The sequence below is a fragment of the Mammaliicoccus sp. L-M44 genome, assembly GCF_022386355.1.
Classification (GTDB): Bacteria; Bacillota; Bacilli; order Staphylococcales; family Staphylococcaceae; genus Mammaliicoccus; species Mammaliicoccus sciuri_A.
The window spans coordinates 100,091-120,125 of the sequence record NZ_JAJNIU010000003.1 but is presented as its reverse complement, the minus strand read 5'-3'; the positions used below and the strand labels follow the sequence as shown (position 1 = coordinate 120,125).

The 20,035-nt window shown below is 32.1% G+C and carries 19 protein-coding genes and 1 other annotated feature; of the genes, 1 reads left to right on the top strand and 18 read right to left on the bottom strand.

The genetic code is table 11. The features are described 5' to 3' along the window. Window position 1: 1 nt before the first annotated feature. The 18 genes from LQ611_RS02585 to sal(A) all read right to left on the bottom strand — a co-directional run bounded on the left by LQ611_RS02585 (window position 2) and on the right by sal(A) (window position 18,707). The gene (locus LQ611_RS02585) at window positions 2-421 is read right to left on the bottom strand and encodes an acetyl-CoA carboxylase biotin carboxyl carrier protein (protein WP_103360758.1); all 420 of its coding nucleotides are present in this window, start codon (window positions 419-421) and stop codon (window positions 2-4) included. Beyond that, a complete protein-coding gene (locus LQ611_RS02580; RefSeq protein ID WP_103360759.1) occupies window positions 418-1,425 on the bottom strand; it encodes a 5-oxoprolinase subunit C family protein in 1,008 nt (335 codons plus the stop codon). Before LQ611_RS02580 ends, LQ611_RS02585 begins: the two co-directional genes overlap by 4 nt. After that, window positions 1,425-2,147, bottom strand: a complete 723-nt coding sequence (gene pxpB, locus LQ611_RS02575; RefSeq protein ID WP_103360760.1) for a 5-oxoprolinase subunit PxpB — start codon at window positions 2,145-2,147, stop codon at window positions 1,425-1,427. Before pxpB ends, LQ611_RS02580 begins: the two co-directional genes overlap by 1 nt. Before the next feature lie 146 nt (window positions 2,148-2,293). After that, window positions 2,294-2,770 (bottom strand): transcription elongation factor GreA, encoded by a 477-nt coding sequence (gene greA, locus LQ611_RS02570; RefSeq protein ID WP_103360761.1) that lies wholly within the window; start codon window positions 2,768-2,770, stop codon window positions 2,294-2,296. Between the two features lie 29 nt (window positions 2,771-2,799). Beyond that, on the bottom strand, window positions 2,800-3,423 hold the full coding sequence (gene udk / locus LQ611_RS02565; protein WP_025904232.1) for a uridine kinase: 624 nt from the start codon (window positions 3,421-3,423) through the stop codon (window positions 2,800-2,802). Beyond that, window positions 3,423-4,691, bottom strand: a complete 1,269-nt coding sequence (locus LQ611_RS02560) for a peptidase U32 family protein (protein WP_037588390.1) — start codon at window positions 4,689-4,691, stop codon at window positions 3,423-3,425. The genes udk and LQ611_RS02560 overlap by 1 nt, the downstream gene beginning before the upstream one ends. Before the next feature lie 23 nt (window positions 4,692-4,714). Continuing rightward, window positions 4,715-5,638: a peptidase U32 family protein gene (locus tag LQ611_RS02555; RefSeq protein ID WP_048539665.1), complete on the bottom strand. Its 924-nt coding sequence runs from the start codon at window positions 5,636-5,638 to the stop codon at window positions 4,715-4,717. Then, a complete protein-coding gene (locus LQ611_RS02550) occupies window positions 5,638-6,279 on the bottom strand; it encodes an O-methyltransferase (RefSeq protein WP_103360762.1) in 642 nt (213 codons plus the stop codon). The genes LQ611_RS02555 and LQ611_RS02550 overlap by 1 nt, the downstream gene beginning before the upstream one ends. A 185-nt stretch (window positions 6,280-6,464) precedes the next feature. Further along, the gene (gene mltG / locus LQ611_RS02545) at window positions 6,465-7,580 is read right to left on the bottom strand and encodes an endolytic transglycosylase MltG (protein WP_103360763.1); all 1,116 of its coding nucleotides are present in this window, start codon (window positions 7,578-7,580) and stop codon (window positions 6,465-6,467) included. 79 nt (window positions 7,581-7,659) lie between these two features. Next, entirely contained in the window at window positions 7,660-7,965 is a 306-nt protein-coding gene (locus LQ611_RS02540) for a DUF1292 domain-containing protein (protein WP_025904237.1), read from the bottom strand. A gap of 19 nt (window positions 7,966-7,984) precedes the next feature. Continuing rightward, window positions 7,985-8,413: a Holliday junction resolvase RuvX gene (gene ruvX, locus LQ611_RS02535; RefSeq protein WP_025904238.1), complete on the bottom strand. Its 429-nt coding sequence runs from the start codon at window positions 8,411-8,413 to the stop codon at window positions 7,985-7,987. Next, the gene (locus LQ611_RS02530; protein WP_037588397.1) at window positions 8,406-8,675 is read right to left on the bottom strand and encodes an IreB family regulatory phosphoprotein; all 270 of its coding nucleotides are present in this window, start codon (window positions 8,673-8,675) and stop codon (window positions 8,406-8,408) included. The genes ruvX and LQ611_RS02530 overlap by 8 nt, the downstream gene beginning before the upstream one ends. Before the next feature lie 67 nt (window positions 8,676-8,742). Beyond that, a complete protein-coding gene (gene alaS, locus LQ611_RS02525) occupies window positions 8,743-11,373 on the bottom strand; it encodes an alanine--tRNA ligase (protein WP_239709322.1) in 2,631 nt (876 codons plus the stop codon). Window positions 11,374-11,418: 45 nt separating this feature from the next. Next, window positions 11,419-11,584: a binding site (T-box leader), on the bottom strand. 39 nt (window positions 11,585-11,623) lie between these two features. Further along, window positions 11,624-14,014, bottom strand: a complete 2,391-nt coding sequence (gene recD2, locus LQ611_RS02520) for an SF1B family DNA helicase RecD2 (RefSeq protein WP_025904241.1) — start codon at window positions 14,012-14,014, stop codon at window positions 11,624-11,626. A 2-nt stretch (window positions 14,015-14,016) separates the two neighbouring features. Next, the gene (locus LQ611_RS02515) at window positions 14,017-14,685 is read right to left on the bottom strand and encodes a tetratricopeptide repeat protein (RefSeq protein ID WP_103360765.1); all 669 of its coding nucleotides are present in this window, start codon (window positions 14,683-14,685) and stop codon (window positions 14,017-14,019) included. 86 nt (window positions 14,686-14,771) lie between these two features. Next, window positions 14,772-15,881, bottom strand: coding sequence for a tRNA 2-thiouridine(34) synthase MnmA (gene mnmA / locus LQ611_RS02510; RefSeq protein WP_103360766.1), 1,110 nt, complete (start codon window positions 15,879-15,881; stop codon window positions 14,772-14,774). Then, window positions 15,874-17,022, bottom strand: coding sequence for a cysteine desulfurase family protein (locus tag LQ611_RS02505; RefSeq protein ID WP_103360767.1), 1,149 nt, complete (start codon window positions 17,020-17,022; stop codon window positions 15,874-15,876). Before LQ611_RS02505 ends, mnmA begins: the two co-directional genes overlap by 8 nt. Before the next feature lie 59 nt (window positions 17,023-17,081). Continuing rightward, window positions 17,082-18,707, bottom strand: coding sequence for an ABC-F type ribosomal protection protein Sal(A) (gene sal(A) / locus LQ611_RS02500; protein ID WP_103360768.1), 1,626 nt, complete (start codon window positions 18,705-18,707; stop codon window positions 17,082-17,084). A gap of 316 nt (window positions 18,708-19,023) precedes the next feature. Between sal(A) and LQ611_RS02495 the strand changes: the two genes are divergently transcribed. Further along, window positions 19,024-20,034, top strand: a complete 1,011-nt coding sequence (locus LQ611_RS02495) for an LLM class flavin-dependent oxidoreductase (protein ID WP_129407296.1) — start codon at window positions 19,024-19,026, stop codon at window positions 20,032-20,034. Window position 20,035 lies beyond the last annotated feature (1 nt).

Sequence of the window (20,035 nt, the reverse complement as noted above, 5' to 3'; positions counted from 1 at the left end):
CTTATTTCAATGTGATAATCGTTTGTCCGTATTCAACAGGATCCCCATGATTAATTTGTATATCATTAACGATACCGTCATACTCACTTATAACTTCATTGAGTACTTTCATTGATTCGATATAACCGACAACTTGACCTTTTTTCACTTCATCTCCAACTTTGACAAGTGGATTTTGTAATGTTTCTTCATCTTGTAAATAAAATGTTCCAAGGATTTCCGCTTCTATTGTATTAAGCTGTTCTTCTTGTTTTGAAGTTGGCGTGTTTTCTTCAACATTATTGACTGGTGTTGTAGTCACGTTATTTGATGTTGATTTTAAATCTAACTCGACTTCGACCGTTTCATCTTTATATTTCATATAATTTACTTGATTTTGTTTCATGAGTTTAATAAGTTCTTCTATCTTTTCTATATTCATGACTGATTCCCCTTTATAAGTTTTGCTATATTTTTAGATTTAGGACGAATATTGCTTAAATCTTTATATTTTTTCAGTTTAATATCATCTATATCTGCTTCTAATTGTTTAATATATGTTTGATATTCAAGCGTGGCATCTTCAAACGAAATCCATTTAAAAGTAATGCTATCATTTGCTTTTAATTGAGAAAGCTTTTCTCTACCTATAAAACTAACTGTAGCAATCTTTGTATAACCACCTATCGTCTGACGATCATTAAGCAATATAATCGGTTGACCATTAATAGGAACTTGTACACTACCTGGTGCAATCGGTTCAGAAATAATATCTGCGTTATGTTTATGTTTAAGCGGTTCATCCCCATTTAATCGATAACCCATACGATCTGACATTTCTGATATTGTATATGATTGATTAACAAGTTGGTCATGTGCTTCTAATGTAAATTCATCAAATTGTAGCCCTTCCATAATTGGAATGATGTTTGCATCTTCTAATTGATTGATATTAAACGTATTACCTATAATGTCATGGTTTATAGTTTTATCTTTGAATTTCAAAACATCATTTCTGTTTAATGTTCTTCCATTCATGCCACCTATGCCACTTCTACTATGTGTTGATACACTGTCTAATATCGGTTCGATATTTAAAGATTTATGAAAAGCTAAATAGCCTCTTGCCCCAGATGTAATAGTCTTTATATTGAGCACTTGTCCTTTTTCTACATAAATTGCTGTATTTACTGGTATTGGTTGATCATCAAGCTGTATATCTGCAGCATATGCAACAAATACGACGATATTCGGTTCTTCAAATTTTAATGTAGGTCCATTTAATGTCACTTCTAATACAGGTGCATTTTCATTATCCACTAAAGCATTCGCGATACTGTATAAATATTGATTCATAACACCCGCTTCAGAAAATCCATCTTTTTCAAATTTTGATCGACCTATATCTTGAACAGTCGTAAACAAACCTGGTTTTATACATTTCATTACAAATCACCTACTAACTGACTATAATCAAATATGCCATTTACAATCTCGTCTTCAATTCGCGTAAATTCTTCTTGATGAATAGCTTTAAAAGCAATATAGTCTCCAGCTTCGTATAAAATCATAGGCTCTCGATCTAAGTTAAAAACATCTATTGGTGTGCGACCAATAATTTGCCATCCGCCTGGTGATGATTTCGGATAAAGTCCAGTTTGATTATTTGCAATTCCAACAGATCCTTGGACGATTTTACTTCTTGGCGTTTCCTTTCTAGGTGTATGTATTTTCTCATTTAGTCCTCCTAAAAATGGAAAGCCAGGTAAAAATCCAATTGCATAAATTAAATAATTTTCTTCAGTATGTATTTGAATCACTTCTTCTTCTGATAATTGTGCATGTTCAGCAACAATATTTAAATCTGGACCAAATTCACCACCATATACAACTGGTAATGTTATCAACTTTTTTGAATGTGATGCATTTTCTTGATTAAGATTTAAATGATGTAAGTCTAGTTCATGAAGGACTGTTTCGTATGTATATTGTTTCGCATCAAATGCAACCATGATTGATCGATATGATGATGTCACACTTATAACAGCTGGATGTTGCAATGATTCAATATGTAATGCAATCGTCGAAATTTTATTCCTTATTTCTGGACTGATTTCATTTTGTTCATAAATCATAAAATGCGTCTCACTCACTTGCTTAATATCCAATTTTACCACCCCTTTGTTAACGCTTTTAATAATCAGATAATTAAATCAATTATACTTTATCATAATACCATGATTTATATAAAAAAAAGCTGTAAAAACGTTTGTTTCATACGTTTCTACAGCTTTCCTTCTAAATTATAATACGATTAATCGATTTTTACGATTTTAACTTTCATTTCGTTACCATTTGGTAATGGAACATTTACTTCTTCGTTTAATTTTTTACCAATTAAAGCTTTAGCAATTGGAGACTCATTAGAAATTTTACCTTCAAATGGGTCTGCTTCTGCTGAACCAACAATTTTGTAGCTTTCTTCTTCGTTACCTGGAACTTCAGTAAATGTTACAGTTCTTCCGATTTGGACAACATTTTTTGAACCATTATCTTCAATAATTTGTGCATGACGAATCATGTTTTCAATTTTTTGAATTTCTTGTTCAATGAAACCTTGCTCATCTTTAGCTGCATCGTATTCAGAGTTCTCAGATAAGTCACCAAAACTACGTGCTACTTTTATTTTTTCAACGACTTCTGGTCGCTTAACTGTTTTTAATTCTTCAAGTTCTTTTTCTAATTTGTTAAAACCTTCCTGTGTCATAGGAAATTCTTTTTGTGTTTCCATTCTTCCATCTTCCTTTACTTTATAATTATTTAAATATTTTTAACTAACGATTGAATTTTCGTAGTCATAATATCAATAGCTACCTTATTACTACCACCTTCAGGGATGATGATATCCGCATATTTCTTCGTTGGTTCAATAAATTGGATATGCATCGGTCTTACAACTGATAAGTATTGATCAATTACTGACTCCATCGTACGTCCTCTTTCTTTAATGTCTCTCGTTAAACGACGTAAAATTCTTAAGTCAGCATCAGTATCAACATAAATCTTAACATCCATTAAATTACGTAAATCTTCATTTTCAAGCGCGAATATACCTTCAAGTATAATAACATCTTTAGGTTCGAATCTAATCGTCTTATCGCTTCTCGTGTGATTTGAATAATCATACGTAGGCACTTCAATTGCATGTCCATCTTTAATTCTAGTTAAATCTTGTTTTAATCTTTCATTATCGAAAGCGAATGGATGATCATAGTTAGTCTTCAATCTATCTTCAAAAGACATATGCGATTGATCTTTATAATAGTAATCTTGTTCTATTAATGCAACACTATATCCATCTAAATTTTTCATAATTTCGGATGTTACAGAAGTCTTACCTGAACCAGAACCCCCTGCAATACCTATAATTGTAGTCTTTCCCATCAAACGATTCCCTTTCTCATCATGTTATTTGGATAAATCTGACGATCCACTTTTATTTGAATGACTTGAAGTGGATGTCTGGCTGCGTCGAGTTCTTCACCATTTTCATCATATATCTTATCTATGACTTGAGTGAAGTTTTCAATTTCAGGTCCAAAAAATTCAATTTCTTGTCCTGGCTTGAAATAATTTCTTTGTTGGATGGTAGCTATTTGTGATACTTCGTCATAGTCTAACACTAATCCACAAAAATCAAAAGGTGTTTTTTTATTTGATTCGTGTCCAAACATTTGTTCTTCGTAATGTGGTACACCTTCGAAGAAAGCTGGTGCTGTATCTCTATTCGCACATTTATCTAATTCAATCAACCATCTAGGATCGATTTTAAAGTTTTCTGGATCCTCAGCATAGCGATCAATTACTTTACGATATACAGATACAACAGTAGCAATATAATGAATAGATTTCATACGACCTTCAATTTTTAGAGAATCTATACCGATGTCCATCATTTTAGGTATTGATTCGATTAATTTCAAGTCTTTTGGACTCATTGCAAAAGGCGTGATCTCATTACCATCGAAATATGGCTCTAATTCTCCATCTTCTTCTACTGATATTAAATCGTAATCCCATCTACAACTTTGACAACAACCACCTCTATTTGAGTCTCTTGCTGTCATATGATTACTTAATGTACATCTACCAGAATATGCAATACACATTGCTCCATGTATAAATGTTTCTATTTCAATATCAACTTTTTCTTTCATTTCGCGCATTTCTTCAGCACTCGTTTCACGAGCTAGAACGACTCTCTCAAGTCCTTCTTCTTTCCAATATTGAACTGCACGATAATTTGATAAAGATTGTTGTGTACTTAAATGGATTTCTAAATTAGGTGCCACACGTTTACACGTTTCTATAATAAGTGGATCAGCAACTATAATACCATGTGCACCCGTTTCATTTAGATTTTTTAAATATTCTTCTAGTCCTGGAATATTTTCATCATGAGCAAAAATATTTGTTGTAACATAAATTTTTGCGCCATATTTTGCTGCAAACTGAACGCCTTCTTTAATTTCTTCCATCGTAAAGTTATCAGCATTTGACCTTAAACCATATTCTTGTCCACCTAGGAACACAGCATCCGCACCATAATGAACAGCAATTTTGAGTTTTTCTAAATTTCCTGCAGGCGCTAGAAGTTCTGGTTTTTTTATCTTTGTTTGACGACTTGCGCCAATAGGTTCTAGAACTTTCATATATATCATTCCTTTAATATAACTTAATAAACTGTTTGTTTGAACATAAATCCTTGATCCATTGGACGATGATCTTTTTGAACCTCTTCTATTGGTTCAACTAACATAAATTTTTCATCTTCATATAACTCTGGATCTTCGTTATATAAGTCAATCGCTTGTCTATATTGCTCAGTCGCGATATTAATATATTCTTCTGTTTGAAGTACGCCGTCAATCTTAAACGCATCAATTTGTGCTTCTAATAAATCCTCTAAGTCTTCGATTAAGCAAATATCATTCGGACTCATAATGTGTGTACCATTATAATCTTCATATATTGGATATTTATTACTTCTTTCTTCATCATATAAAAGCATGTCTTTATTTTCTTTACGATTTTCAATTTTCATAACTTTATCTTGATACATAAAGTAATTACCAAGTAATTTTCTTTTAGACTGGAACATACAAGTCATGCCGTGTACTTGAACTTCTATTTCGACATTACTTTTTTCTTTAATTTCTAGTACTTCTTCAATACTTAACTCACGAGCCAACACTGCTCTAGCTGAACCTCTATCACCCCAATAATTACATTGAAAATGATTTGTCACGATTGTTTCAGCATTCCAATTTAAAGGTATAGGATTCTCACGATTTTTCATTGCCATAACTACTGCTGGATCGCCAAAAATGATTCTATCTGCTTTTAATTCATGTAACAAATCAATATAAGATTCCAAATCATCAATATGTTCATTATGAAAAATACCATTTACCGCTACGTATGCTTTTTTACCATGATCATGGATAAGCTTAATGGCTTCACGAAGTTCTGGTTCTTTAAATTCACCAGCAAGTCTTAATCCAAATTTTTCTTCACCAATGACAAATGCATCAGCACCTAATTTAATTAATTGTTCAATATGTTCAACGGACTTAGGTGTCACTAGTAATTCTGTCATTACAACTTCTCCTTTTTAGAAATGGCCATACCATCACCAATATTAATCAATGTCGTTTTATAATTTTCATGATTCATTAACCAATGATTATATTTTTGAACTTTTTTTACCATTTGTTTAACGTTTCTGTTTCTTACAATTTCAATATTACTGACAAAACCATGGTATAAAATATTGTCAGTAATAATGATGCCATCATCTTTAAGCAGTGGTTCATATAGTTCAAAAAACTTTTGTGATTGAGCTTTAGCAGCATCGATAAAAATCATATCAAATGACTGGTCGGTAGGTAACAATTCAAAAGCTTCTAATGCATCAGAAAAGATAACATTTATTTGGCTTTCATAACCAAAGTCTTTAATATTTGAAATAGCTTGTTCATACATTTCTTCTTTTCTTTCAATCGTCCACACATTAATACCCGGATCACATGAAGCAAAATGCATCGCGCTATATCCAATTGCCGTTCCAATCTCTAGAATACTTTTCACATCTTTAATTCTAATTAATTGTTTAACAAACTCTGTGGAGATTTTGTCCATTATTGGAACATTATATTGTTCAGCATAATGCCTTAATTCATCGATATTTGATGAATTTTGAAACAACAATTGTTCGATATATTCTATATCTTTTTCCATGTCATTACTTCCTTACACTCGAATATAATAAAAAACCCAACTAGTCTCCTGACTAGTTAGTATGTATCAGTCATATCTACAATATGATTTCATAAACATTAGATATTTTACCATATTTTCGAATAAAAAGTAAGTATATATGCAAACAAGAACGCTTTTAAAATTTAAAAGCGTTCTTGTTTATATTATTTTTCTCTATTCTTTTCTTGTTCTTTTAAATTCTCTGCAAATAATACTTTTCCCTTTTTGGTTGTTGTATAGTAAAAATAATCTGTTTCCGGAGGGTTTACCGTTGTTCTAGCTGTTTCATCAGATATATTACATATTGGACCTATTGGTAGCCCTTTATGTGCATATGTGTTATATTTTGAATCATTTTTATAATCTTTATCTGATAATGCTTCAGTTGTTTCTTTTTTATTTGCATATCTTACTGTCGCATCTGAATTCAAAGCAATTTGTGGATTGTTTTCAATTCTGTTTAACAGTACCGAAATATATCTCGATTTATCTGTAACGTTTTTCATTTCCGATTCTACAATTGAAGATAACGTTAAATACTCATGGAAAGTAATCATCTTTTCTTCATAGTTACTCGTGTATTTAAAGCCGCCATTTTCATTATATATTTTGTAAGTTGTACGGTATGTTTCATTCAACATTTCATTTGTAACGTCATCAATCGTTACATCTTTTTTTGAAAACTGATACGTACTTGGTGCTAAATAGCCTTCTAATGGGTATCTTAAGTTTTTATTTAATACTTCGTCCGTTAACATATCGGTATATTTTTTTTGATATTTTTTCACAAAATCTTGATCTCTCATTTTCTTCAAAAAGCTTTCGCGACTAATAGAAGTATTTTCTTCTAAAATGCCTGCAATTAATTCTATATTCGAACCTTCTTTTACATCATATTGGATCGCTGTTTTTAAATACACTTTTCCAGTTTCTAAACTTTTCGCAATATCTCTAGGTGACATTGAAGGAGAAAACTTATATTCCCCTGCTTGAAAGCTAGAAATATTATTGAGTTTCAAATAATATTTGAAAATAGTAGCATTTCTAATTATTTTTTTATCGGATAACTCTTGGCTTAACATTTCAGTATTTGTGTTTGGATTAACATTTACAATAACTTGCTCATTGCTGTCGGCGTTAACAGGTTTAACATTAATACCTACTACAATTAAGCCTATTATAGTAATTAATATAAGTAATAAAAAGAGGATGCTTATGATTGTTAAACTAATATACTTAGATAATAATCTCGCATCTTTATATATACTATTTTTTTCCATATGTAACTCCTTATGTAAAATAAATACCCCTAATGATTATATCACATTAGGGGTAAAGTGTACTATTACATATTAAATTTTAAACATCGTCCATTTCAGTATTAACGATTTCTTCAATCATATCCCACTCTTCGTCAGTTTCAACTGGTAATAATTTACCACCTTCACCGTCGTCATTTGCTTCATTAATCATTGGGATTAATTCAATTTCTTCATCATCCGCTGTACCTTCTTCAGCTAAGATGATGTATTCTTTCTTGAATTCTGGGTGATAGAATTCTAATACTTTACGGTATAAGACTTCGTTATTATTTTCGTCTATTAATGTTAATAATTCTTCCTCATTGTTAATTTCTAAATGTCCTTCGTGATTATGTTCAGTCATTATTCATTCTCCTCATCAATTATTTAATAGAATCTAGGTAACCCTGTAATATAAATACAGCTGCCATTTTGTCTATTACTTTTTTTCTTTTCTTTCGAGAAACATCTGCTTCTAATAATGTGCGTTCAGCACCAACTGTGCTTAGTCTTTCATCCCACATTACCATTTTTAATTCTGGTCTTTCTTGTTGAAGTAAATCTTTGAATTGAATGGATGCCTCTCCGCGAGGACCAATAGAATTGTTCATATTTTTTGGCAATCCTATAATGACAGTATCAACATCATATTCATCAATGATTTTTATAAGTTGGTCAATTCCAAAATCTTCGTTTTCTTCGTTAATGCGGAGTGTATCTATACCTTGAGCTGTCCAACCCATCGCATCACTTACAGCTACACCTATTGTTTTACTACCGACGTCTAAACCTATTATCCTGTTTTTAAGCATTGAATTCATTTTCTTGCTTTAAATAGTGTGATACAAGCTCTTCCATAATATCATCTCTATCTAAACGTCTTATTTGATTTCTTGCTTCGTTGTGTCTAGGTATATAAGCTGGATCGCCAGAAAGTAAATAACCGACTATTTGATTTACTGGATTATAGCCTCTTTCTTCTAAAGTTCGATAAACATTTTGTAGTACTGTTTTGACATTTTCTTTTGGAAAATCATCATAGTTAAATTTCATAGTTTTATCAAAATTATTCATCTTTATTTACACTCCCTAACTCCATTAACTTAATATTAATTATATCATATTCTAATTACACGTAAAATTATAGCGTTTTAATGTAGTCTTTAACAAACTGTAATGCTTCTGTTACTTTAGAAGGATCTGTTCCGCCACCTTGAGCCATATCAGGGCGACCGCCACCTTTACCGTTTGTAATTTGAGCAGCTTCTCTAATAATGTCACCAGCTTTAACTTTATCCGTTAAATCTTTTGGTACTGAAGAAACAAGTGAAACTTTATCTCCATTGACACTTGCTAATAATAGAACTGTATCTTGCATTTTAGATTTATAATCATCCATGATTGATCTTAATACTTTTGAATTTTCAGCTTCAACTAATTGTGAAAGTACTTTAATGCCATTAATTTCTTCAACACTGTCTTCAATATTGCCTGATTTTAATTCTGTAATTGTTTTGTTCTTTTGTTGAACTTCTTTTTCTAAGTCTTTATTATGTTGTTGAATTTGTTCGATTTTTTCAATTGTTCTTGCTTGGTCTTTAATTTTGACATGTTGCATAACATCTTTAAGGATTGTTTCTGTTTCTTTTAATGTTTCATATGCTTTTCTACCTGTTACAGCTTCGATTCTTCGAACACCTGCACCTGTACCTGATTCTGAAACAATTTTGAAGATACCAATTTCACTTGTGTTACGTACGTGTATACCACCACATAACTCAATTGAGTATGATGACATTTCAACAACTCTTACAACATCACCATATTTTTCTCCGAATAGTGCCATAGCGCCTTTTTCTTTAGCTTGTTCTATTGGCATTTCTTCAATAACTACAGGAATATTTTGCCAAATTTTTTCGTTAACAATTTTTTCGATAGTTTCTAATTCTTCTTGTGTAACTTGGCCAAAGTGTGAGAAGTCAAATCGTAATCTATCACTTTCAACTAATGAACCCGCTTGATTAACATGCGTACCTAAAACTTCTTTTAAAGCTGCATGTAATAAGTGAGTTGCTGAGTGGTTTTTGATAATTGATTTACGATCATCTTTATTAACAATAGCTTCTACAGTTTCACCAACATGAACTTGTCCAAATGTTACATGTCCTGCATGTAAATTTTGACCATTAGGTGCTTTTATAACTTCTGTCACTTCAATTTCAAATTGATTATGACGAATAATACCTTTATCCGCTACTTGACCACCTGATACTGCATAAAATGGTGTTTCTCTTAAAATAAATTGGATGTTTTCTCCACTTTCTACTTCATCAACTAATTCCCCATTAAATATAATATCTGTAATTTCTGTTTGTGTTTCTGTTACGTCATATCCAACGAATTTACTTGGCGTGTTGATGCTACCAAGTACTTCATTTTGAACTTGCATTGATTGCGTCTTTTGACGTGCAGCTCTCGCTCTTTCACGTTGTTGATGCATCTCATTTTCAAAACCTTCATTGTCTATTGAAATGCCTTCTTGTGCAGTGATTTCTTCAGTTAACTCGATTGGGAAACCATACGTATCATATAATTTAAATGCATCTGATCCTGATAATACATTACCTTGTTGCTTAGCTGATGCCATCATTGTGTTTAAAATTGCTAAACCTTCTTCAAGTGTTTCATGGAAACGTTCTTCTTCAGATTTCACAACTTTTTTAATGAAGTCACTTTGCGCTTTAACATTTGGATAATACGCTTCCATAATATCTGCTACGATATCAACTAATTTATATAAGAATGGCTCGTTAATATTAAGTGATTGACTGAAACGAACAGCTCTTCTTAGTAATCTTCTTAATACGTATCCTCTACCTTCATTTGCAGGTAACGCACCGTCACCAATCGCAAAACTGATCGTTCTAATATGGTCTGAAATAACTTTAAATGCGATATCTTGTTCTTTATTCTCTAAGTATTTTAATCCACTAACCGCTTCGACTTGTTCAATAATTGGAATAAATAAGTCTGTATCATAGTTCGTTGGTACATCTTGAGAAATAGATGTCATACGCTCAAGACCCATACCTGTATCAATATTTTGATTTGGAAGTGGCGTATAAGTATGGTCAGCATTATGATTAAATTCACTAAACACTAAATTCCAAACTTCTAAATAACGTTCATTTTCTCCACCTGGATACATTTCTTCAGCTGGATCTTCTTTCCCGTATGTGTCGCCTCTGTCATAGAATATTTCAGTGTTAGGTCCAGATGGTCCTTCACCGATGTCCCAGAAGTTACCTTCAATTCTAATAATTCTACTTTCTTCAAGTCCAATTAAATCATGCCATAAATCATATGCTTCTGTATCTTCCGGATGAATCGTTACATATAATTTTTCTGGATCCATTGCCATCCATTTATCACTCGTTAAAAATTCCCAAGCATATTCAATTGCTTCACGTTTAAAGTAATCACCAATTGAAAAGTTTCCTAACATTTCAAAGAATGTATGGTGTCTTGCAGTAAAACCAACATTTTCAATATCATTTGTTCTAATTGCTTTTTGAGCATTTACAATTTTAGGATTTTTAGGGATTTCTCGACCATCAAAATATTTTTTTAATGTCGCAACACCTGAGTTTATCCATAATAAAGTATCGTCATCAATAGGCACTAAAGGTGCAGATGGTTCTACCATATGTCCTTTTTCAACAAAAAAGTCAATATACATTTGTCTGATTTCACTAGCTTTTAATTTTTTCATTGTCTTCACTCCTCAATTAAAATAAAAAAAACGTCCATCCCCTAAAAAAGGGACGAACGTATCGCGGTACCACCCTAGTTATGACTATAAGTCATCACTTTAAGTTTATTAAACTTTTATAAAAGAAGTAGCGTTCAATAATCATTGTCATGTTTCTCACCAACCAACATGTCTCTTAAACAATCAATTATTTACTCGATTTCTTTTTTGTATTCTATTTGATTATAATCACTCGATTTTTAGATGTCAATTATTTCATAAAATCATATGGTGTTTTATCATTCATATTAATCATCGGATCTATTTCAAACATATTATCTTCAGTTAAAATAATATGTTTCGTTTGAATAGATTCTGTTTCAGACTCCGTATCTTCTTCAACATCAGTATCGAAATACATTTTTAATTTCGTATCAAACGAAGTCATTCTCTCATGACCTAGCGTTTGAATACCTTGATTAAAGGCTTGCTCTTCACCACACACAACAAGCGACTGTTTCGCACGTGTAAGTCCAGTATATAGAATGTTTTTTTGTAACATTCTAAAGTATTGTCTGACGATAGGCATAATGACTATAGGGAATTCCGACCCTTGGGATTTATGAATTGAACAACAATAAGCATGTGTAATTTCTGATAAATCTTGTTTAGTGTATGTTATGTCATTCCCTTCATAATCCACAATGACGACATCTTTACCGAGTGCATTTTCTTCTGCTTTATAAACACCCGTCACTACACCAATATCACCATTAAATACATTATCATCTGGTCGATTAATAAGTTGTAGTACTTTATCATTTTCACGATATTCAATATCACCATATTGAAGGAATCTTGTATCTTCATCTTTCGGATTTAATATATCTTGCAATAATTCATTTAATTTATTAATACCAGCTGGTCCACGGTATATTGGGGCTAGCACTTGAATATCTTGCATATTATATCCTTTATTAACAGCACCTTGAACGACCTTTTCTACAACTGTCGCAATTTGATTACTACTGCACGGAATAAATGAACGGTCGTGATGTTTTTCATTAATTGAAACAGGCAATCCATTTTTTATTTTATGCGCCAAGTCTATGATGGATGATCCTTCTTGTTGTCTATAAACTTCTGTTAAGTTCACTCTCGGTATGACTTTAGAATCAATTAAATCTTTAAAAATCTGACCCGGACCAACTGATGGTAATTGATCTTCATCACCTACAAATATGATTTGGGCATAATCAGGGACTGCTCTTAAAAATTGGTACATTAACCATGTATCTACCATAGACATTTCATCTAGAATAATTAAATGGGCGTGAATATCATTATCTAACACATCATCTGGTTGCGTATCTTTACTCCATCCAATTAATCTATGAATTGTCATCGCTTCTAGTCCAGTTGATTCACTTAATCGTTTAGCGGCACGGCCAGTCGGTGCTGCTAACACAATTGGAAAGTCTGTTCCCTCTTGATAATCATCATAATTCAAACTTACACCATGTATTTCAGAATACAACTCACAAATGCCTCGAATAACTGTTGTCTTACCTGTTCCGGGTCCACCTGTTAAAAGCATCATTTTATGATTAATGGCTGTTTCTAACGCTAATTTTTGACCATCTGCATATGAAACATCATTCATATCTTCAATTTGACCAATGTGTAATTGAAGATCACTTTTCTCAATTTCTTTAAGTTCATCTTGATGTTGATAAAGTCTATGAATAATTTGCACACTTTTTGCTTCTGAATAATAAAGTGAAGGTAAAAAACAATTATCATTTTCGATAATAAGTTTATTTTCTTCACTCATTTCGATAATGACACCATTTATTTGATCTTTAGTTACAACTTCAGGTTGATTATGATTTAACAATTCATACGCCCCGTTAACCAAAATATCAACAGGTAAAAATGTGTGACCATTCTGTAATGATTGCTGGTCTAAAAAGTAACTTACACCCGCTACAAGTCGATCATGATGATCTTTAGAAATCCCAACTTGTTCAGCTATTTGATCAGCTCTTTGAAACCCGATACCATTTATATCCATCACTAAACGATAAGGAGATTGTTTAATAATATTAAGTGTTTCTTCTTTATAAAATTGATAAATAGCCATCGCGAGTTTAGGTCCGAACCCAAGTTCATTAAGTTTAATCATAATGCGTTCAATGGCTTGATTCTCACGTATGGATTCTGCAATCGTATCTCTTTTTTGTTTGTTGAGTTTAGGTATTTCTTTAAGAACATCGGGGTCATCTATTATTTTCTGAAGTGCATCTTCACCTAGTTTGTCCACAATAGTTTCTGCTGTTTTCTTACCAATACCTTTAAATAAATCACTTGATAAGTAATGAATAACACCTTGTTTTGTTTGTGGTAATTCTTTTTCAAATGTTTCAGCTTGTAGTTGTTTACCGTATTTCGGATGGTTTGTTACTTTACCTTTGAAAAGGTACGTTTCTCCTTCAACTATTTGAGGTAAGTAACCAACAATTGTGACTTCTTGATCAAAATCTTCATTTGAATCCATCACATCGACTTTAATAACGGTATAATAGTTATCACTGTTTTGAAAAAGAATTCTAATAACTTCACCTTTTACATGTGAAAGATCAAATAAAGATAAGTTTTCCAATGTTAGTCCTCCTCTTCTAATAATTGTTCAAACATGTTAATAGCATGACCACTTAATAAATGATCTGGTTGGATGTCGACTGCTTTTCTAAAATAAACAAGTGCTTCTTCAGCGTTTTCGTTTTTCATATATTTAGCCAAACCTAAATTGTATAATGCATCTACATGTTCAGAATCTTTTTCTAATACTTTTTCTAGTTGCACTATGGCCTCATCGAACATTTCTAATTGGCATAAAGTTAATCCGTATTGGAAACCAATTTCTACATCATCTTCATTTAGCTCGTGAGCTCTCATTACATACGGCATAGCTTCAGTATGTGCACCTAATTCGTTGAAACTCATTCCTAACATAAAGTTAGTATCTGCATCATTAAGCCCTCTTTTAATCGCATGTTGATATAACTTAATCGCTTCTTCAAATCGCTGCTGGTTGTAGTATAAATTTGCAAGACTATAATAAGCACCACCGTGACTTTCGTTTACAGTGATAGCTTTTTGAAAGAATTTTTCAGCTCTTTCAATATCATTTGCTTCTGCTAATATTGTCCCTGCATTGATATAATTGGTTACTTCTTTTGGATCTTCTTCTATATTTTCAAATAAATGCGACAATGCTTCGTCGAATTTTTTATTTTGAATTAATTTAACAATTTGTTCTTCACTATGCATGTTGTGACTCCTTTAAATATCATTACTTGCTATTATAACAAAAATAAAAATAGACTGAGACATAAATTTATCTCAGTCTATATATTTTATACCATATAATCTAATTGCTTTTCTGTTTTATAAACTTCATCGATTGTTGCGCCACCTAAACAAACATCACCGTCATATAATACGACAGCTTGACCAGGTGTAATTGCACGCACTGGTTCGTCAAATATCACTTTAATTTGATTGTCAGAAATTTTTTCTACAGTTACTTGTGTATCTTTTTGTCTATATCTGAATTTTGCTGAACATTTAACCGGTTGTGAAAAATCAAGATCATTCACAAATGAAATATCAGAAGCGATTAAATAGTCACTATATAATGCTTCATGATGGAAACCTTGTTCAACATATAGAATGTTTTCTTTTAAATTTTTACCGACTACAAACCAAGGATCTCCGTCTCCACCTATACCAAGACCGTGTCTTTGGCCAATAGTGTAATACATTAAGCCACTATGTTCACCCATGTCAACACCGTCTAATGTTTGCATTTTACCGTTTTGTGCAGGTAAATATTGAGATAAGAATGTTTTAAAGTTTTTCTCACCAATAAAACAGATACCAGTAGAGTCTTTCTTTTTAGCAGTTGCTAAGTTTTGTTCTTCAGCAATTTTTCTTACTTCACTTTTTTCTAATTCACCAATTGGGAACATCACTTTAGATAATTGATCTTTTGTAAGTTGATTTAAGAAATAAGTTTGATCTTTGTTGTTATCTACACCACGTAGCATTTCTACTTTATCACCATCACGATTAACACGTGCGTAATGACCTGTAGCAACATAGTCCGCACCAAGTTTAAGCGCATGATTTAAAAATGCTTTAAATTTAATTTCTTTATTACACATTACATCTGGGTTAGGCGTTCTACCTTTTTTATATTCGTCTAAGAAATACGTAAATACTTTGTCCCAATATTCTTGTTCAAAGTTAACTGCATAATAAGGTATATCTAATTGGTTACATACTTCAATGACATCATTATAGTCTTCAGTAGCTGTACATACACCATTTTCGTCTGTGTCATCCCAATTTTTCATAAAAATACCAACTACATCATAACCTTGTTCTTTTAGTATATGTGCAGTTACCGAGCTATCTACGCCCCCGCTCATCCCAACGACAACGCGGGTAGATTGATTATTCATTTTCTTCCTCCTTAAATTGTTGATATATTTTCATTATCGTACTTACGATATAATTAATTTCTTCTTCAGTTGTTAATGAACTGAAACTAAATCTTACTGATTGTTTCACTCTATTATCTTCACCGAACATCGCTTCTAGAACGTGAGATGGTAATGTTGAACCGGCTGTGCATGCAGATCCACTCGAAACATATATATTTGCCATATCTAGTAACGTTAACATCGTTTCAACTTCAATAAATGGGAAATATAAATTTGTGATATGACCAGTTGTATCTGTCATACTACCATTCAATTCAAACGGAATTGCACGTTGTTGTAAACCTACAATGAGCTTTTCTTTTAAGTTCATTAAATGGATATTACTTTCATCCATATGTTCATAAGCGTCTTTCAGCGCTGTTGCCATACCACATATATATGGAACATTCTCTGTACCTGCTCTTCGCTTTACTTCTTGTTCGCCACCTTGTATAAACGTTTCGAACTGAACACCCTGTTTTACCAACAATGCACCTATTCCTTTTGGTCCGCCAAATTTATGCGCAGTTATGCTTAACATATCAACTGGCATTTCATCAAATTCAATTGGCATATGACCGATAGCTTGAACAGCATCAACATGAAATACGATATCCGTATTCTCTATGACTTCTGCAATATCATACATAGGTTGAACTGTGCCGACTTCATTATTCACTAACATAATTGACACTAATGTTGTATCAGGTCGGATTGCTTGTCTCAAAGCATCTATATCGACAATACCTTCTGAATTTACATCTATATACGAAACATCGAAACCTTCACGTTCAAGTTCTTCAAAGACATGCAGTACAGAATGATGCTCTAATCTACTCGTTATAATATGTTGACCTATATGTTTTCGTTTTCGTGCTATACCTTTTATTGCTGTATTATTAGACTCCGTTGCCCCACTTGTAAAAATAACTTCTTGAGGCTTTGCACCTAATAATGTAGCAATCTCTCGTCTTGATTGATCTAAATACTTTCTGCCGTCTCTCCCTATTGAATGAATAGATGACGGGTTTCCAAAGTGTTCAGATAATATTTCTGTTATTTTTTCAGTTACAACGGGCTTAACTGGAGTAGTTGCTGCATAATCTGCATATACTTTCATGTTGAACGTCCTTTCTTAGTTTTCAATGTACCTATTCTAGCACCATTTTTATGAAAAGACTAGAACTCTGTTTCACGATTTCTTTCATCTGTGTATTGTTCTAATTCTTTTAATTGATGTTTCATAGATTCTGTATTAATTGGATCTTTAACTTGAACATTTTCATGCGTCATTTGATAATTTTTTATCGTCCATATTTGATCTTTAATTTGTGATTTAAAATAATCATCATGAGATACAATAAGGACCGAACCTTGAAATGATTGTATTAATTGAATGATTTTTTCTTGCATGCCAATATCAAAATAATTTGTCGGCTCATCTAAAATCATAATATGAGGATTTGAAAAATATAATTTCACAAATTGTAACCTACATTTTTCACCCATCGACAGTGTTTCAACGACATCATTTATTCTATCTTTATCAAAATAAAAGCTTGCTAATATGGTTCTTGCATCAGCTTCTTTCATTTCAGGGATTTCTAATATTTCATCTAAAACAGTATGGTGCATATTTAAGTTCTCAAAATCTTGAGAGAAATATCCAATTTCTAATTCTGGATGAACAGTTATATCACCTTTAGTCGGCTCGAGTTCGCCGAGTATCAATTTGATTAAAGTTGATTTACCTGTACCATTTCTGCCTTCTATAATCACATTTTGATTTCGCTTAATATAGAATGAAACATCATCAAATATCTTTCTATTCTCATAAGCAAACGAAACATGATTAAATTGAACTAAATAATTTGATTTAAAATCATGATGTTGTATTGAGAAAGCTTTCTCTTTTTTATTTGGATTAGCGATATGCTCTTGATCAAGTTTACGATTTAATTGTTGTTCTTTTGATTTAAACCGTTTCGCTAACTTACTTAATTGTTTTTGTTGATATGGACTTCTCACAGAAGCACTTTGTTCTGCTTTTTGATACCATGCTTTATATTTTTTGATTGTTTCTTCAATAGCTGCTTGTTCTTTTTGTTGCTTTTCATACTGTTGCTTTAAACTTTCATGCTCAATATCTTTTTGTTGTTTGTATTTGTCGTATTTACCGATATATTTCTTAACACCATCACGACTCAATTCTAAAATAGCATCTGGCGTTTCATTTAAGAATGTTCGGTCATGAGAGACAAATAATATAGCTCGTTGTTCTTGTTTAAAAGCCTTCGTCAACCATTCCTTCATTTCTAAATCCATATGATTTGTTGGTTCATCTATTAATAATAATGATGCCTTAGACATTTTCACTTTTAAAAATGATACTTTTGTCTGTTCTCCACCACTTAAAGTAGCAATTTTCTGTTCTAGTTGTTCCTCTTTTATTCCGAGCTTTTTTGCTTCTGTTACGATTTCACCTTCAATAAGGTATCCATCTAATTCAATATATTTATTAATCATATCTGTATGATTAAGTTGCAACCTAACCTTTGCGATTTCAGGATAAGATTCAATTATATAATCCATAACAGTCCAATCATAATAAGGTGTTAAATCTTGTTCCATCATCGCTGAATCAACCGTTTGATCTTGGTGAATCACTTTTAATAATGTTGATTTTCCAACACCATTAACACCAACGATTGCTAGATGTTCATGGTCCTCTATTGAAAAAGTCAACTTGGGTATTAATACTTTATGTTCAACTTCTAATGCCTTTTCTTCAAATAAAAATAGCATAATGTAGCCTCCTCTACCCATGTATTACACATGAAGACGCACCATTACACTATTCTCAGTTTGTAACGGCAACATCATATTATAGACATACTTATCCAATCATCATTGCGTAACACAATGGTTTTTTACGTTATTTACTATTAGCGCAAAAAATTATTGGATATCCATGCCTATTGTTGATGCCACCTCTCTGTAAATTTGCATTAATTATAACTTTTAGTTACATATTAGTCAAATGTTGTTGAGCAATTAAATAGTACAACATAAATACAGTTGATATACTTCCAATATATAATTATGTAAGGAGCGTCACAAAATGAAATCAAAATTCCCAGTTTCTGCATTAAATCTAGTTCCACTTAGAAAAGGTGAAACGGAACAAGATGCCATTAAGAATATGGTATCACTTGCACAAAATGTAGAAAAATTAGGCTATGAACGTTACTGGATTGCAGAACATCATAATGCACCAAATTTAGTAAGTTCTGCAACTGCTTTACTCATTCAACATACACTTGAACATACAGAGTCTATTCAAGTAGGTTCTGGCGGTATCATGTTACCTAATCATGCGCCACTTATTGTTGCTGAACAATTTGGAACAATGGCTACAATGTTTCCTAATAGATTGAATCTTGGCTTAGGACGAGCACCAGGTACAGATATGATGACCGCTTCTGCACTAAGAAGAGATACACATAAAGGTGTATATACATTTGGTGACGATATTAAACAATTACTACAATATTTTGGTCCTGAAGAACAACAATCATATGTAAGACCATATCCAGGTGTAGATACAAACATTCCGATTTATGTGTTAGGATCTTCAACGGACTCTGCACATTTAGCTGCTCGATTAGGTTTACCTTACGTCTTTGCAGCACACTTTGCACCAGATCAAATGGCTCAAGCAATCGAAATATATAGAGACTTATTTGAGCCATCTGAATATTTGGATGAACCATACATGACCGTTTGTTTAAATGTCATTGTCGGTGAAACAGATGAAGAAGCGACTTATTTATCTTCAACTATGCACTTAATGTTCTTAAGCATAGTAAGAAATGCGCGCATGCCATTACAACCACCTACTGATCAACTTGAAAACATTTGGTCACCACAAGAAAAATATATGGCACAATCTAAAACAAACACATCTTTCATTGGTAGTGAAGAAACTGTAAAACAACAATTGATAGATTTCCAAAACAAATACAATGTAGATGAAATTATGGCAGTTAGCTATATTTATGATTTAGATAAACAATACCAATCTTATGAATCATTCAAGAAAATTGTAGATGATGTTTACGGTGAAGCATAAA